This window comes from Peptoniphilus indolicus ATCC 29427 (genome assembly GCF_000227315.1).
GTDB classification, from domain to species: Bacteria; Bacillota; Clostridia; order Tissierellales; family Peptoniphilaceae; genus Peptoniphilus; species Peptoniphilus indolicus.
In genome coordinates, this window is the sequence record NZ_JH165061.1 from 213655 (window position 1) to 231023 (window position 17369).

Consider the following 17369-nt stretch of genomic DNA (forward strand, 5'->3'; position numbering starts at 1 on the left):
TTAATAAAAAATGAATTTTACTCTTTGCTGAAGCATTAAATAATTAATTATAAAAAATATCTGTTGAGTATTTCTACTAACAGATATTTTAAAATTTATTTAATTTGCCAAATCAAAGCTATGGAACTCTGATTCTTTCTTTGGTTGCTTACTTTCTTCTTTTGAAATTATATCTTTTACTTTCATAAGACGAGTGATTCCCGCTCTTTCATTTTCATCCAGCTTGCTTCTTATATAAGAAACTGTTTCGGATAAATCCGGAATGGTCTTGTACTCGAGTGCATTTACTCTTCTTCTTGTCTTTTCTATTTCATCTGCCATTAACTGTGCAGACTTTTCCATTTGAGCAAGTTCGAGAAGTCTTCCTAACACCTTGTTCAATCCGTCTATCGCCTCATCTAAATCTGAAGTTGTTTGAGCATATCCATATGGATATACTGAACCTGACTCAGTTAACTTTTTTGTTTGAAATTTCATATTTGGAATGAATACGCTCATTACATTTTCAATCTCTATATCTAATTCTATAGCTTGTGTCGGAAAAGAAACTGCCGCCTCTAACATCTTTGGATCAGTTGAAGATGATGCCAATAGAAAGTTTGCAAAGGCTCTGTGCAATTCTTCTTCGACTTCTTCTCTTAATTTTTTATTTTCTCTTATTAAGTCAATAAATCTTCTCATCAGTTCGTCTTGCTTATCTTTTAAGAGTTTGTGTCCTCTTTTAGATGTAGCAAGCCTACCCTTTAGATTTGTCATGTTCATTCTGGTAGGACTTACATTCAATCTAGCCATGTTATCCCTACTTTCTGTCTTGACTTACTGGATCTTGTCCTTTTATATCGTTTAAAGTAGCTCTAGCTGACGCTTTTGACTGTTCAGCTCTTTGCTTATCTATTTCTTCTATTGATTTATTAACTGCCTTCTTAGTCAGATTCTTTTGTTCAACTTCAACTTCTGATTTTTCAGTAAGGTATTTATCAATTAATTTATCATCTATTCTCTTTAGTTCGGTTCTTGGAATAATTCTAAGCAAATCCCAACCTGTATTTAAAGTTTCTTCAATACTTCTATTTGAATAATATCCTTGATTTACATATTCTTTTTCAAATGCATCGGCAAATTTTGCAAATGCCTTATCCGCTTCTGAAAGCGCAGATTCTCCAAGGATTACTGAAAGTTCTTTAGCTTCTTTTCCTGAAGTGTATGCTGCATAAATTTGGTTCATAGTACCTGAATGGTCTTCACGAGTTTTACCTTCACCTATACCTTTATCTTTCAAACGTGATAATGATGGTATTGCATTTATTGGCGGTTCTATTCCTTGTTTATATAATTCTTTAGAAAGTATTATTTGTCCTTCTGTTATATATCCTGTAAGGTCGGGGATTGGATGAGTTATATCATCTTCAGGCATTGTCAAAATAGGAATCTGAGTGATTGAACCATCTCTTCCCTTTATCTTGCCTGCTCTCTCATAAATTCCCGCAAGGTCAGTGTATAGATATCCCGGATAACCTCTACGTCCTGGAACTTCTTTACGAGCTGCTGAAACTTCACGAAGAGCTTCTGCATAGTTTGTCATATCAGTCATAATTACCAACACGTGCATTCCCAACTCAAACGCCAAATATTCTGCACACGTCAATGCCATTTTTGGAGTCGCAAGTCTTTCAATGGCAGGGTCATCTGCTAAGTTCATAAATAATACAGCTCTATCTATAGCTCCAGTTTCTTTGAAGTCGTCTATAAAGAATTGTGCTTCTTCAAATGTAATTCCCATTGCAGTGAATACAACTGCGAATTTATCATCTTTACCAAGTACCTTTGCCTGTCTTGCTATTTGAGCAGCAACATTGTTGTGTGGAAGTCCTGCTCCGGAAAAGATAGGTAACTTTTGTCCACGCACAAGTGTGTTGAGTCCATCAATAGTGGATATACCAGTTTGTATAAACTCTGATGGATAATCACGAGATACCGGATTTATTGCAGTACCGTTTATATCTATCTTAGCTTCAGGAATTATCTTTGGACCATCATCAATTGGATTTCCAAGCCCATCAAATACACGACCAATCATGTCAGGACTCACGCCTAATTCAAGAGGATGTCCTAAAAATCTAACTTTTGTATCTTGTAGGTTGATTCCTGTTGAACCTTCGAAAATTTGGACCATGGCTTTATCTCTTTCTATTTCAATTACACGACCACGGCGTCTTTCTCCAGTTTGTAATTCAATATCTACAAGCTCTTCATATTCAACTCCGCTAACTCCCTCTACAACCATTAGAGGGCCTACTACTTCTGTAACCGACTTATATTCTTTAAGCATTTACAGTACCCCCTTTGTCTTCTGAATTAGGAGAAAGCTCTCTCATTTCTCTTTCTATTTCTTCTATAATTTCATCTAAAGAAGATATCTCTTCTTCAGAAACGTACTTCATTCTTGTTATACGTTCTCTTACATTCATCTTTTCTATTTCTGATAGATAAATGCCGTCTTCTATTCCCTTAAGTCCTTGGTCATAGAATGAAAGAATAACTTTCATCATCTTGTTTTGCTTTTCAAGAGAGCAGAAAGTATCAACATCATGGAATGCATTTTGTTGTAGATAATCTTCACGCAAAGACTTTGCAACTTCAAGCTTTAATTGGTCCTGTTCAGATAGAGAATCACGTCCTACTAAACGAACAATTTCTTGAAGTGATGATTCTTCTTGTAAAAGAGCCATTGCTCTTCTTCTATTTTTAGAAAATTCTGAATCTATTTCTGAATCAAAATATTTATCCATCTTAGTTTGATATAGAGAATAAGATTCTATCCAGTTAATTGCCGGGAAGTGACGTCTATATGAAAGGTCATAGTCAAGCTTCCAGAATATTTTTACAATTCTAAGTGTTGATTGAGTTACCGGCTCTGAAATATCTCCCCCCGGAGGAGAAACTGCGCCTATTACAGAAAGTGCCCCCTCTCTGTTATCTTGTCCAAGACAAGTAACACGTCCTGCTCTTTCATAGAACTCTGCTACACGAGATGCAAGATATGCTGGATATCCTTCGTCCCCTGGCATTTCTTCCAAACGTCCACTCATTTCACGAAGTGCCTCTGCCCAACGTGATGTAGAATCTGCCATCATCGCAACTGAGTAACCCATATCTCTATAGTATTCCGAGATAGTTATCCCTGTATAGATTGAAGCTTCACGTGCTGCTACAGGCATGTTTGAAGTGTTTGCTATAAGAACTGTACGTTTCATTATAGACTGACCCGTCTTTTCGTCTATAAGTTCAGGGAATTCCATAAGAACGTCTGTCATCTCATTTCCACGTTCTCCACAACCTACATATACTACAACTTGAGCATCTGCCCATTTTGCAAGTTGATGTTGAACAACTGTCTTTCCTGAACCGAACGGACCAGGTATAGCTGCTGTGCCTCCCTTAGTTATAGGGAAAAATGTATCTATTACTCTTTGTCCTGTGATAAGAGGTGTATTTGGGTCTATCTTTCCCTTTGTCTTTCTACCTCTTCTTACAGGCCATTTTTGAATCATATTAAATTCTCTGTCTCCACTTTCTGTTTCAAGTACATATACTGTTTCATCAACATGGAAACTTCCACTCTTTATGTCTTTTATCCTACCTGATACCCCTATAGGTACCATTATTTTGTGGTTTATTACCTCAGTTTCTTGGACAGTCCCTACAATATCTCCTTCTACTACTTCATCTCCGACTTTGGCAACTGGTACAAAATCCCATAGTTTTTCTCTATTTAAGTTTTTAACTTCTGCGCCTTTTGTCAAAAAATCTCCTGCTACTTCTTGAAGTGATTGTAGTGGCCTTTGTATACCATCAAACATTTGCTCTATAAGTCCCGGTCCAAGTTCAACTGATAATGGAGCTCCTGTTGTAATTACATCATCTCCAGGACCTATCCCTGTTGTTTCTTCATAAACTTGTATTGAGGCTTCATCACCCCTCATCTCGATGATTTCGCCTATCAATCTATCTTTAGAAACTTCCACCACATCATAAACAGCGGCTTCTTCCATGCCACTTGCCACAACTAGCGGACCGGAAACTTTTATTACTTTTCCTGTTTTCAAAATTTCCTCCTTACAATATGTTACTTCCAACAGCTTTTTCTACATTTTTATCGATATTTTTCATTCCTATCCCTAAAGAACCCTTATTTGATGGGATTAAAACTATTGCCGGTACTGTAACACTATTATATCTATCGATGGTCTCCTCAATTTTTTCTGCAAGTTGCTCTGTAATAAATATGAGCCCGTAGTTATCTTTTGCAAGGCCATCTACTATTCTTCTCGTCTGGTCAGCATCGTAGCTTATCTTTACATCCACTCCCAATGCTTTAAATGCTAATACAGAATCTTTATCCCCTACAACTGCTATTTTATACATATGTTTCACGCAGCCTTTCACGTATAGAGTTGGTGTCTGTTGAATTCAACTTTGAAATTAAAATCATCCTTATATTTTTAATTTCAGTTTCTCTTGCATATAAGTATGCAAATAAGACTTCAGGGCCATATGTCACTTTTTTTTACATCCTTTACTAGTTCCATGAAGTAGTTGTCTTTTTGTCTTTCAAACTCTGACATAGTTCCTGTTTGTTTATATTCTTCAATTCCCTTCTTCAAATATTTATAAAACTCAGTTCTTCTAAATACTGAAGAATTTTCATCTACTTCTAATCCGAATATATTTTCTAACTCTCCAACTTCTATACTTCCACCTTCAACTAAAACCTTTTTTAAAAATCAATAGTTCTGTCTTGTCTTTTACATCTTAATACTGTTGCTATATTTGTAAAATCAATTAGATTTCTCACATATTTGTCAAAAAGTTCCACTTTAGACTCTTTAGCTATTTTCTTTAAGTGCTCAAAATATTTTTTATCTATAAAAATATCAATATCTTGCGGATTTTTCCCCTTTTCATATTCTTCCATAGCTTCTCTAACCACATCTGAATACTCCACACTCGCTCCAGTATCTATGCTTTTCTTAATTTCATCTCTTGGGAAATTTTCTAATTTATAGTATAAATATTCTAAATCTTCTCCCAAAATGTATTCTTTTAAGACAACTTTTAAATTATGATAATAGTATTTAAGCGCTAACAAATCTACTACCAAGTCTTCTCTTGTCATCTCATACATCTTTTTATAAAAGTCTAAGAGCATATTATCAAGAGCCTCTTCATAATTTTGCGCTGCACTAAGCTTAGAAATTTCTTCTTTATAAGTTGTCTCTTGCAACGCACGAATTGCATCTTCTATATCAGCGGTTTCTATTAATCTTTCAAAATCAGACTTAGTTAAAAGAGATTTTTCAAAAATTCTGGTAGTGACGGACGGCTGAACAAATTCATTTCTATCCATGCCTACCTCCTATTTTTTCAAATTTCCATTTGAAAATAATTCCCTATAAATTAAGCCTTCTATATCACTTCTATTATTTTCTATTATTCCTACAAAATCATTGTTATATAAAACATTGCCATCTTGTACTGCAAATCCCGAATTTATTGTTTCTTCACTGATCTTAATCTCTTTGAAGTTTTCAACAATGTATTCTCTATACTTAGCCATAACTTTCAACTCAGCATTTTCAGATAAGTCTACTGAAGCAACTTCCCTCTTTATATACTCAAGATAATCATCATTTGATATATCATTGAGTTTATCAACCGCAAGTTCTATTACTTTTTCAATCGTACTTTGTTTTATCTTTAAAATTTGGTCTCTAGCTTCTAACTCTGCTCTTCCAGTAGCTTTTTCAATTAAATTTTCAGCTTCCTGTTCTGTTTTTTTAAGAATACCTCTGATTTTTCACGAGACTCTACTTCAGTTTTTCTTACTATTTCTTCGGCCTTTTGTCTTGCAGCGTCAATGATACTTTGCTGTTCTTGTTTAGAATCAGCTTCTATTTTTTCAAGTAAAGTTTCTATATTTGACACTACATCCTCCTTAAATTGAGTTCATGTGAAGGAAAGAGATTGCCAATGCTAAAATCGCATACATCTCAACCATTACTGCTAAAACTATAGCCTTAGTCATGTGCTCTTCTTTTTTAGCTAATATGTTTATACCGCTTACAACAACTTTACCTTGGCTAATTGCAGAGAAGAGACCTACTAGACCTATTGGAATAGCTGCTAAAAATAGTGAAAATCCTGTTTGTAAATCCATATCAGGGCTTAGTCTAAATAGCATAAGCATTCCTATTACAAAACCATATAACCCTTGTGTACCTGGTAATAGTTGAAGTACAAGTGCTTTACCAAACTTTTCAGGTTCTTCAATTATAACACCTGCTGCTGCTTCTCCGGCTATCCCTACACCTTTAGCTGACCCTATGCCTGCAAGTGCTACAGAAATTGCTACACCTAAACCTCCAAGTATCATTCCTCCATAATTAACAAAAAACTCTGCCATTTTAATCCTCCTCAATTATAAAATAATCTGACTGTGTGACCATTTCCTTAAACGGAATTCCTCCACCTTCATAAAACTTATTAAACATTTCTACAAAAGTAAGTCTTGCTGAATGTACATATGATGATAAGAATGATAAAAACATATTAAATATTTGGAATGCCACAAATATTAAAACTCCAAATATAACTCCTATAATTCCCTGTCCCATTAACATTCTTACTATTATATTTACAGCTATAGCTATAAATGAACCTGCTAAAGCAAGAGCCATAAGTCTGAAATAACTTACAAAATCTCCTAAATAAGATGTAATACCGTATAGGGCATACACACCCCATCCTATCTTTCCGCCAACTGATTCTTGGTCACGACCTCCTGTAAATAATATTCCAACCATTCCTATAAGCATTATTATAGGAGATACCATACTGACGATACTTCCTAAGTCTACTACTTTAGAACCTATAAATAACATAGCACCTATTAATGCCATATACCAAAACCCAACGTCAAATAGCGCATCTGCCGGTTTATGATCCCTTAAATTCATGTATGCTTTAATTCCCATTGCAAAGAATATATGAAATATTCCAAAAGCCATACACATGGCAATCATTTTCATATAATCTTCTGATGGGTTTAGATATGCCTTTATTGGAATTAAATCTCCGAAAAACGATCCAAATATGAATCCCCAGAATGTAGATGAAATCCCCATATACATTACGAACTTTATAAGTCTAGCCTTTACTTTATCAGGTTTTAAAACTTTTAGTACAAACATACTTATTAAAGTAACTAAGATACCATAGCCCATATCTCCTACCATAATTCCTGAAAATATAAAATAAAATGGTGCAAGCAGTGGTGTCGGGTCTATTTCTTGATATCTTGGAATTGAATACATTTCCGTTATTGATTCAAAAGGTTCTACTAATTTATTATTTTTTAATTTAATAGGTACATTTGTATCTTCTTGTTCTGCCGGAGCAATTTCTAAATAATATTCTGTACCTAAAACTTCATCTAATAAATTATTAAATGCATCAGCCTTATCACTTGGTACATAACCCGTGATAAAATCTATTTTTTTAGACTTTGCAAAATTTTGTACTGCCGCTTGTCTCAAACTCTCATTTCTCAAATATTCATAATAATACTTAAGATCCTCTAAGTTTTCTTTTTCTGAATCTATCTCAGAATCTATTTGTCCAATTCTATTTTCAAATTCTTTTAATTTATTTTTTTGATCTGTAATTTCTTCACTTACTCTTTTTTCAGTTTTTATTCTATTGTTTGTAAATCCATTAGCTCTTAAAATATTTGTTAATTCAGCTTCTTCTGTTTTTTCAACTGCAATTATCAAATACTTCATTCCATTTAATATTTTATACTCTTCAACAGAGTACAATTTTAATTCTGAACTGGATAATGATTCCTTAAACTGCGCTTCATTCCTTAAAGGAATGCTTCCCGGTATAACTTTTATGCGATTTAAATTTCTAATCTCATTTAAACTTACTCTTAATTCTGAAAATGGTTCTAATTCATTTATTACTTCATTGACCGTAGAAATTTTTTGATTCAATTCATTCTTTTCCAAGTAAAGACTGTTTAATTTGTCATAGATTTCATTAAAATTAAATCTGTCTGCCTTTTCTTTTAAATCTTTTAATGAAACTCTTATCTTTTGACCTTTAAATCCGTCTACTGCAGATGCTGACGGCAAATATGTTTGTAATAAATCCATCGTCCACTTTACTCTACCTATTTCATTATCGAGTTTAAACACAGATTCTGGAACATCAACTTTTTTTAAGTAATCCTGCTCTTCTGAAAGCTTTAAATCGTTTAAATGAACATCTTTGAATTCCTGCAAAGATTTTAAAAGCTCACTTTGACGATTGGCAAATGTGTACAGATCAAACTTATGCATCTTAACTATTGCCATTTTTCACAACCTTATCTACAACCATATCAGCTAATTTTTCTATCTTCCCCTTGTCAATTTGGGAAATTATATCAGCTTTCTTCCTACTCTCTTCAAGAATTTTAGTCCTTATTAAATTAGCCTTTTCCTCAGCTTCTTGAATTTTCTGACTTCTCAATTCTTCACTTTGTTCTGATATCTCTTGCTTCAACTTTTCGGCTTCGGCTTTTGCATCTCTCAATATCTTTTCTGCAGTTTTTTTAGCACTGCTCAATTGATCTTCTGCCAATTTCTCACTTTCAACAATACGTTCTATTGCACTAGCCATTTTCCACCTCCTATATCAGTTTTTAACATTATATCACTTTGATTATGATAAGTATATATTCTCACCAATAACTTTTTATGATAAATTTCTCTTATTTTAATAGTATAACACACTATTATGCCTATTTACTATAGTATCTCATTAATTTAACGACTTACAAGTCATAAATATCATCTTTATTTTATTTATTTAAAAGCCCAGGAACTCCCGGGCTTTTAAATCTAACTTTTTACAAATATTTCGTTTAAAAATACAATAATTCTATTATTGTCTAATTAAAGTTCCTGTTTTTCCTTCCAATCCTTCTAACGCTTTTTCAAGAGAAGTGATTATTGCCTTTCTATTTTCTTTTGATTTTACAAATCCTAATGCTGCTTCAACCTTCGGTTTCATAGAACCTTCTGCAAATTCTTTTTGTTCTATATATTTTTCAGCTTCTTCAACACTCATTTCGCTCAACCATTTTTCTTCAGGCGTTCCAAATTTAATTGCAACTTTTTCTACAGCAGTCAAAATTATCAGTACATCAGCATCGACAAGTTCTGCCAATTTAGCTGTTGTAAAATCTTTATCTATAACAGCAGGAACTCCAACATATTCTCCAGCTTCATCTACCACTGGAATGCCGCCACCTCCAGCAGCCACTACTATTGTTGAATTATTATATAAAAGCTCTACCGACTTCTTTTCTATTATGTCTATTGGCTTTGGTGAAGGTACAACTCTTCTATATCCACGACCCGCATCTTCTTTAAAAACCAATCCTGTTTCCATCAATTTTTCTGCTTCTTCTTTAGAATAAAAAGAACCTATTGGCTTAGTTGGATTTTCAAATGCCTTGTCATTCTTATCTACTAAAACTTGTGTTACAAGAGAAACAACGTCCACTTTCATATCTCTTTTGTTTAGCTCATTCTCTATTGAGTTTTGTAGATGATATCCTATATAGCCTTGACTCATTGCCCCACATTCCGGAAAAGGCATGTTTGGAGTATTTGCTTCTGATTTTGAAGCAGTTTCCATAGCTAAATTTATCATTCCAACTTGCGGACCGTTACCGTGTGAAATTATTACTTTATTTCCTTCAGCCACTAAATCTACAATTGATTTTGCAGTAATCTTAACCGCCTCTTTTTGTTCTTCCGGTGAATTGCCAAGTGCATTTCCACCAAGTGCTAAAACTATCTTTTTAATAATAATCCCTCCTAACTATTTAGTGCTCTGTCTACATTTCTTATGAAATCTTGAACATTAGTTACCATTGAAACAGCTGTTACAGTTCCTCTGTCTGATAATTTATTAACAGCAAATTCTTGAATGTCTATTGTATACATATATACCGGTCGAATTTCTCCGTCGAATTCATTATATGATGGAGTCATATTTCCAGTTGCTATGGTAAATAAAATTGCTGACATCATGATTATAGTTGAAGTTTTTCTCGCGTGAGACCTCATTGTATTTTGTGCTTCATATACATTATTTATAGTCTCAGGCAATCCCAATCTGTCACGAATTGTCCCTGCTATTACAAATGGAACATCCATTTCAACACATGCTTTTATAAACCCATCTTTTACTAACCCTGACTCAACAAGCGCTTTTGTAGAACCGTATTTTCTAGCTAAGTTAAGTGTTTCAAATAAATTTCTAGTCGTATTCTGCTCTTTTTCAAAATGTTCTTGACCCCAAGATGTATTAAATAATCCCTTTTCAAGGTCAAATGCTGCTGTTTCTGTACCACAGAAAATTGCTTGAACAAAGCCATTTCTTATAAGTCTTGCCAATGCATTTCTTGAGTCTGTATCAAGCGAAAGTGCAGAACCGACTATCAAAGTAACATATCCATTATTTGCTTTCTCATATCTTAAAACTTCATAAAGAGTATCGTAGTCTATAGAAAAAGCTGTTTCTCTTGAACGGCCTGAACGGAATGCAAAAGTATCTGTATTTTCATCTGCTGTTAAAAATCCTCGAGTCCAAACATAGATACCTTCTGAGGCATCTTCAGTACGTCCTATTACAACTTTGTCACCTTTTTTTAAGTTTCGAAACTCTACTATGTTTACACTCTCTTCTCCCAATGTATCATTTGCAACACATACTGTGTCCATTCTTGATTGAGTTGCTAAAACCCATTTCCCATTTATTTTAAAATATTCAGGATAAACTGAAAGAGCATGGTAATTTCTTGGACTTATTCCATCTATTTTTACCTCCTCCAAAGTTACATTAGGAGCTTTTTTCAAAAATTCTTGTTCAAAATCCGGATGATGATATTTTGGCATTTCAAATTTCATTTTAGATTTCCCCCCTGCTTTCTTCTTTATCTCTCTCAATTCCTACATATTCTTCTTCAGGTATCTTCATCTCATCTGCGAAAACTTTGTTCGCTGGTGTTATAAGAGCTTTTTCACAATTTACTACAAAGTCTTGTACATTAGTTACCATAGGTACAAATGCCATCAATTCTCTTGCAGCTCCAACTTTGTTTACTACATTTTCTGTTACATCTATTGAATACATGTAAACCGGTGTTATTCTTCCATCTTTTCTGACAGTATATCCTGAAGCCATGTTTGCTACAGAAAGACTATGAAGCATAGTTGCTATACAAATTATCAATGTTGACTTATCAAGTGCTTTCTTAGTCTCAGTAAGTGCTCTCTCAGTATCTCCTATAACTTCTGGTAGTGGTCCATCATCTCTAATCGAACCACTTAGTACAAAAGGAATGTCCATGTCTGATAAAGTCTTTATTATTCCATCTTTTACATTTCCACTAGCTATAAATTCTTTTATAGAACCTATTGTCCTAACTTCATTTAACAAATCTAAATGGTTGTAATGTCCCATCGGAACATTTTCTTGAGTATATATATTTTGTCCCAATGCTGTTTGTAAAAATCCGCCTTCTAAATCATGAGTACACATTGCATTCCCACCAAGCAGACAATCAATATATCCATTTTCAGCTAACTGATTAAGTGCTTTTCTTGTGTCATAGTCAAAGACAACACTAGGTCCTAAAACCCATGTAATGTATCCATCTTCGCTATCTCTTTCATTTTGCATAAGCTCAAATAAATACTCATAGTCTTTTGAAAATGAAGTTTCTACTGCCTTTCCAAGTGTTGAATATATCGATTTTGGAAATCCCTTTCTATATACCAAGACTCCTGTGTCCATCTCTCCAGTCAAAGATAATACAACTTTCTCGCCTTTTTTAAGCTCTCTTATCTCTTTTATAAAAATTTCCCCATTTTCCAAAACAGCTACACAGTTTAATGAATTGTGTTTTGGAAATAGCCATCTATCTTCATATTTATAGAAAGTTGGCATATGAGTTGTAAGATAAAAATTATCAGGCGCTACTCCATCTCTTTCAACAACTCCCAATTCAATATTCGGTGCATCTTTATACTTTTCTTCGGAAAAATTTGGTGAATTAAACTCAGGTATTTGAATTCCCATGCTTGCCTCCTATTTTTATTTAATATCTACATATAATCTTTCATTTTCCATTTTTAAAATAATACTAATACCATCTTCTGTTTGATTTTCTAATTTTCTCTTGCATATTAAAAAATATACTTCATGTTCTATATACTTTTTGATTTCTCTTGCACCCATTTTTTCTTTTAAAACATAACTTGTTAATCTATCAATAAACTCTTCTGTAATATTTAAGTCCACACGACTATCTTTTAATAGCTTTTTTAGTTCGTTGAGGTTATGTTTTATGAGTTCTTTAATGGTGTCAGGGGTTAATGATTTCAAATAAAATATATAATCTACATAGTTATCAATTTGAAATCCTAAATTTTTATTAATATCTTTAATGCTTTCGTCCACTCCACAAGTTGTAGTCAGTATTACAATTGTATTTTTAAAATTTATCTCTCGTCCTTTATTATCTTTTACTTTGCCATCTTGAATAATCTGCATGATTAAGCTTTGAACTTCTCTATGAGCATTTTCTATATTTTTAAACAATATCACACTGTAAGGTTTAGTTCTTAAAGCTTCTGTTAAGACACCGCCCATTTCATATCCTACATATCCTGGAGGTGCACCTATCAATTTTGTTATAGAAGCTTTTTCGCTAAATTCACTCATGTCAAATCTTATTAAACTTGTCTGCCCATCAAACAAATTTCTTGATACAACTTCTGCAATATAGCTTTTCCCCGAGCCTGAACTCCCACATATTAAAAAAGTTCCTATAGGTTTATCTCTGTTGATTAAACCACTCTCTGAAATCATATAAGTATTGACTATCTTATCTATCAATTCATTTTCGCCAACAAACTCTTCTTTCATAGAGTTTTTTATTTCATCAAGCTTTTCAAGTTTATTCAATTGTAGTTTCACTTTCGGCATTCCAGAAATTTTAGATATAATTTCTTTCACTTCATTAGCAGTTACTCTGGTGTGTATTGGATAATATGGTTGTATATCAGTTAAAGATTTTATTTTTTCTTCTATTCTTTTTTTTGCAATAATGAGCTCATCTAATTTTTTAAAATCATGTAGCTCTTTTGCCTCTTCTACTTGTAAATTTATATCTTCTATCTCTTTTTCATTTAATAATATATCTTCTTGTCGCTTTTTTTCTAAATTATACAATTCAGTTCTATGCTTTAATAATGCTTCAAGTTTTTCAATTTCTCTTTCTTTTTCACTTAGTCTATCTTTTGAAACACTATCCACTTCATCTTTTAATGCAATCTTTTCCATCTCCAACTTAACAATATTTCTATGCAAATTATCAAGCTCTTCCGGTTTTTGATCTCTCGCCATTCTAACGAGTGCACATGCTTCATCTATTACATCCAGTGCAACATCGGGCAACTTCCTTTCAGTTAAAAATCGCTTTGAAAGTTTTACAGCCTCTATCAATGCTCCATCTGTAATTTTTACCATATGATGATTCTCATATTTTTTCTTTAATCCTCTTAATATGGCGATAGAATCTTCTATGCTTGGCTCTTCAATCAAAATTTTTTGAAACCTTCTATCTAAAGCTCCATCTATTTCAATATATTTTCTATATTCCTCTATAGTTGTCGCTCCTATAGTTAGTATTTCTCCTCTTGCAAGCATTGGCTTTAATATGTTCGCAGTATCCATGGTCCCAGATGTATTTCCGCTTCCCATTATGTTGTGAATTTCATCTATAAACAAAATTATTTTTCCATCTGAATCTTTAATTATATCTAAAAGTTTTTTAAGTCTTTCTTCAAAATCACCACGATATTTAGCTCCTGCAATCAACGCAGTCATATTTAATGAAAAAACGATCTTTTCTTTTAAATTGTCCGGAACATCTCCTCTTACAATTCTTTGAGCTATTCCCTCTACAATTGCCGTCTTTCCTACGCCCGCTTCTCCAATTAAGACAGGATTGTTCTTTATTCTTCTTGTAAGCACCCTTATCGCACTTCTTGTTTCTTCATCTCTACCTATAACAGGATCTAATTTTCCTTCAATTATTTCTTTTGTGAGATTTCTCCCATATCTTTCAAGATTTAGCATAGTTTCTTGAGATACTCCACTTAAAAAAGCTTCATTAAATTTTTTTGAAACATATCTCATAAAACTTTCATAGTCTACTTTAAATGACATTGCAAGCTTAGCACTCGCAATGTCATTCTCTCTTAAAAGAGCTAAAAATAAATGCTCTATAGTTACTTTTTCTTCATATAAATTTCTTGAGATTTCTTCAGATATTAACAAAACTCTTTGATAAGATCTACTCACGTATAAATTAGAAACACCTTTCAAACTTCTCAATTTACTTATTGCATTTTTAACATCTTCTTTTAAGTTTTGTAAAATAACTCCTCTTTCCTTGAAATAATCCTTAATATTCTTATTCGGATTTAGAAGAATGGTATAAAAAATGTGTAAATCGGTTACTTCATTGTTGTTATTTCTTATAGCAACTTGATTCGATTCATTAATTATATTAATAGCTGCCTGTGAGTATCTTGAAATATCCATTAAAACAATAACCCCCAAATTATATGCGATGCTATTCCTGCACTTAGTCCTCCTATTGTGTGAGATAGTATGGCATTTCCCGTCATCTCTTTAGTATCAAGTGCATCCATCATTGCAATATGTGTTGATAAATATCCGCTCCAGCACATGCAAATTGAAGTAAATACCGCTATGTCATTTCCACCTATTATTTTTTTACTTGCCATATCAGAAACCATACCAATTGCAGCTCCACTACTTCCAAGTGCAGTTATAGGTATAGCAATGGCCTTAGGTGTGCTAAATCCAAATAGTGGCGTTAAAATAAAACTAAGTTTTTCGCCAATTATTGGCAAAATTCCTATCCCCTGATTTGCACTGCCATCGTATATTCCACTTGCTCCTGTTCCATTTGTAAGTAAAATTACAATTGTACAAATTAAACATACTCCGGGAATTATGGCAATACCCATATCAACTCCTATCTTTCCACCTTCTAAAAGAGATTGTATAAATCTTGACCCCACAGAGCCTTCTCTTATTTTTCTCTTCCCATTAGGTAATGAAACAGTATTCTTACACTCAACCATTTCTTCTGTTCCATAATACTTCTTAGTTTTTCTAATCATAAGTCTCACGGAAACAACACTTCCTATAATAGCTCCTAAAAGACCTACCAATGCACCTTTAATTGCTCCATCAACAGGTAACGCCATCATTGAAGTAACAGTGATAAGACCCATGCCAAATGAAGTCCCCAAATTAGTTAGGGCTGGCATTTGGTATTTTTTAAAATATTTTCTGAAATTATCATCATGTGCGAGAGTCAATATAGCAGGGTTATCTGACATAAAACAGTTTAATATACCTATTGAACTGGCCCCCGGTAAATCATAAATTGGTTTCATAATTACAGATACTGCCTTATTTATTAAAGCTATAACTCCAAATTCAGAAAATATAGAAGAAATCCCCCCTGCTATAACTGCAACTGCCATAAGATAAAAACAAACATTTATAAGCAAATCAAACGCAGTATTCATCATTGTCTTAATCATATTGGTTCCGCCCATTACGTTCCCAATATAGGCAAATAGCCCAAAAAATATTACTAAAAATATGGGAGCTTCCCATCCAATTTCTTTTTTTAACAGTCTATCATTCTTTAATTCTTCCATTTATTTTCCTCTGTCATAAAATTTGTTGACTATTTTTTAGCCCCCGGATAATATTTCGGATCTTTAAAAAATTCATCTACAAGCTCTTTAAGTTCTCCACTGAGCATTATCATACCTACCATGTTAGTAAAAACAACAAGTCCTAAAGTTGCATCCAAGAATACTCCTGCATTATCAAATGATACAAATCCACCAAGTATAACCATGCCGCAAGCTATAAGTCTTACAACTTTACCTATAGTTGTACCGAATAGATATTCGCCTTGTTTTTCAGCATAAAATACTATAACTATTATTGTAGAAAGTACAAATAAGAACAAACTTATTGCTATAATTGCTGTTCCAACTTGTCCAAATGCAGAATTAAATGCTCTCTCAACCCCTATATCTTTCATATCAGGATTTTGATAAAGCCCTGTTACAATAACTACAAGCGTAGAAATTGTACATACGATAATTGTATCTGCTATTACTTCAAATATACCCCACATACCTTGTCTACAAGGATGGTCAGTAACTGCTGTTGCGTGTGCATAAGGCGCTGAACCCATACCCGCTTCATTTGAATAACAACCTCTTGCTGCTCCGGCTCTAATAAGTTGAGCTATACCTGCTCCGGCTGCTCCTCCAACAACAGCTCTTGGATTAAATGCTCCGACTATAATCATTCTAAATGCTTCAGGGAGTTTATCTATATGCATAACTATAATTGCAAGACCTGCCAATATGTAGATTGTTGCCATTATAGGTACCATCTTTTCAGTTACTTGAGCAATTCTCTTAATCCCGCCATAAGCTACTAACACAACCAACACAGCTATTATAACAGCTGAAACCACTCTTGATAAACCCAGTTGTTCCAAAGGCGCAGCCGCTGAAATCGTTTGTAATGTTATTGATGGCAATATTTCTATCATAAAGAAGAAAGATACTAAGAACCCCATTATCTTGCCTAAAGTTCCTCCAATACCCTTTTTAAATGTATATGCAGGTCCTCCAACATATTCTCCTTCAACATTCTTTTCTCTATACTTAATACCTAATATTATTTCTCCAAACTTAGTTGCTTGACCTATTAAAGCTGCAATCCACATCCAAAATATTGCTCCAGGACCTGCGGTAAAAATAATAGAAGGTGCTACTACTATATTTGCCGCTCCTATTGACGATGCAAGTGCTGCCGTTGCCGCTTGGAAAGGACTTACTGAACCCTCTCCTCCAACATTAGAAGAAAACATTTTTCCAAAAGTTTGTTTTAAAATAAATGGAAGATATCTGACTTGAATAAATCCTGTTCTCACACAGATTATAAGCCCTCCACCAAGTAATACTATTAATATTGGCCATCCCCAAAATGCGTTAGTTATATCAGATATTATTTTTATTAAATTTTCCATAATAAACTCCTTTAGTTAATTGAGATTTAGGGGAAACTGTTGCGTCTCCCCTAAATACACCAATAAATTCTCTATCTCATAAGTT

General features: G+C 33.5%; 17 protein-coding genes. All 17 read right to left on the minus strand.

Annotated elements, in window-relative coordinates; all coding sequences use genetic code 11:
- Positions 1 to 99: 99 nt before the first annotated feature.
- Positions 100 to 792 (minus strand): V-type ATP synthase subunit D, encoded by a 693-nt coding sequence (locus HMPREF9129_RS00915; RefSeq protein ID WP_004819355.1) that lies wholly within the window; start codon positions 790 to 792, stop codon positions 100 to 102.
- Between the two features lie 7 nt (positions 793 to 799).
- Positions 800 to 2329 carry a V-type ATP synthase subunit B gene (locus tag HMPREF9129_RS00920; RefSeq protein WP_004819357.1) on the minus strand — a complete coding sequence of 510 codons (1530 nt, stop codon included), beginning with the start codon at positions 2327 to 2329 and terminating at the stop codon, positions 800 to 802.
- Positions 2322 to 4106, minus strand: a complete 1785-nt coding sequence (locus HMPREF9129_RS00925; RefSeq protein ID WP_040552112.1) for a V-type ATP synthase subunit A — start codon at positions 4104 to 4106, stop codon at positions 2322 to 2324. Before HMPREF9129_RS00925 ends, HMPREF9129_RS00920 begins: the two co-directional genes overlap by 8 nt.
- Before the next feature lie 10 nt (positions 4107 to 4116).
- Positions 4117 to 4425 (minus strand): V-type ATP synthase subunit F, encoded by a 309-nt coding sequence (locus HMPREF9129_RS00930; protein WP_004819361.1) that lies wholly within the window; start codon positions 4423 to 4425, stop codon positions 4117 to 4119.
- Positions 4418 to 4561 carry a V-type ATPase subunit gene (locus HMPREF9129_RS10860; RefSeq protein ID WP_004819363.1) on the minus strand — a complete coding sequence of 48 codons (144 nt, stop codon included), beginning with the start codon at positions 4559 to 4561 and terminating at the stop codon, positions 4418 to 4420. The genes HMPREF9129_RS00930 and HMPREF9129_RS10860 overlap by 8 nt, the downstream gene beginning before the upstream one ends.
- Positions 4562 to 4777: 216 nt before the next feature.
- Positions 4778 to 5407 (minus strand): V-type ATPase subunit, encoded by a 630-nt coding sequence (locus HMPREF9129_RS10505; RefSeq protein WP_004819366.1) that lies wholly within the window; start codon positions 5405 to 5407, stop codon positions 4778 to 4780.
- 9 nt (positions 5408 to 5416) lie between these two features.
- Entirely contained in the window at positions 5417 to 5617 is a 201-nt protein-coding gene (locus HMPREF9129_RS00940) for a hypothetical protein (protein WP_004819368.1), read from the minus strand.
- Between the two features lie 191 nt (positions 5618 to 5808).
- A complete protein-coding gene (locus tag HMPREF9129_RS11295) occupies positions 5809 to 5985 on the minus strand; it encodes a hypothetical protein (protein ID WP_004819370.1) in 177 nt (58 codons plus the stop codon).
- A gap of 10 nt (positions 5986 to 5995) precedes the next feature.
- Positions 5996 to 6463, minus strand: coding sequence for a V-type ATP synthase subunit K (locus tag HMPREF9129_RS00945; protein ID WP_004819372.1), 468 nt, complete (start codon positions 6461 to 6463; stop codon positions 5996 to 5998).
- Position 6464: 1 nt separating this feature from the next.
- Positions 6465 to 8417, minus strand: coding sequence for a V-type ATP synthase subunit I (locus HMPREF9129_RS00950; RefSeq protein ID WP_004819374.1), 1953 nt, complete (start codon positions 8415 to 8417; stop codon positions 6465 to 6467).
- Positions 8404 to 8724 carry a V-type ATPase subunit subunit G family protein gene (locus HMPREF9129_RS00955; protein WP_004819375.1) on the minus strand — a complete coding sequence of 107 codons (321 nt, stop codon included), beginning with the start codon at positions 8722 to 8724 and terminating at the stop codon, positions 8404 to 8406. Before HMPREF9129_RS00955 ends, HMPREF9129_RS00950 begins: the two co-directional genes overlap by 14 nt.
- A gap of 264 nt (positions 8725 to 8988) precedes the next feature.
- Positions 8989 to 9918, minus strand: coding sequence for a carbamate kinase (gene arcC, locus HMPREF9129_RS00960; protein WP_040552115.1), 930 nt, complete (start codon positions 9916 to 9918; stop codon positions 8989 to 8991).
- A gap of 11 nt (positions 9919 to 9929) precedes the next feature.
- Positions 9930 to 11024, minus strand: a complete 1095-nt coding sequence (locus HMPREF9129_RS00965) for a putative NPN-dependent ornithine cyclodeaminase (protein ID WP_004819379.1) — start codon at positions 11022 to 11024, stop codon at positions 9930 to 9932.
- A 1-nt stretch (position 11025) separates the two neighbouring features.
- Positions 11026 to 12198: an ornithine cyclodeaminase family domain gene (locus HMPREF9129_RS00970; protein WP_004819383.1), complete on the minus strand. Its 1173-nt coding sequence runs from the start codon at positions 12196 to 12198 to the stop codon at positions 11026 to 11028.
- 15 nt (positions 12199 to 12213) lie between these two features.
- Positions 12214 to 14730: an ATP-dependent Clp protease ATP-binding subunit gene (locus HMPREF9129_RS00975; protein ID WP_004819384.1), complete on the minus strand. Its 2517-nt coding sequence runs from the start codon at positions 14728 to 14730 to the stop codon at positions 12214 to 12216.
- Positions 14730 to 15887 (minus strand): CD0519/CD1768 family membrane protein, encoded by a 1158-nt coding sequence (locus HMPREF9129_RS00980; protein ID WP_004819386.1) that lies wholly within the window; start codon positions 15885 to 15887, stop codon positions 14730 to 14732. Before HMPREF9129_RS00980 ends, HMPREF9129_RS00975 begins: the two co-directional genes overlap by 1 nt.
- A 29-nt stretch (positions 15888 to 15916) precedes the next feature.
- Positions 15917 to 17284, minus strand: a complete 1368-nt coding sequence (locus tag HMPREF9129_RS00985; RefSeq protein ID WP_004819388.1) for an alanine/glycine:cation symporter family protein — start codon at positions 17282 to 17284, stop codon at positions 15917 to 15919.
- Positions 17285 to 17369: the final 85 nt, after the last annotated feature.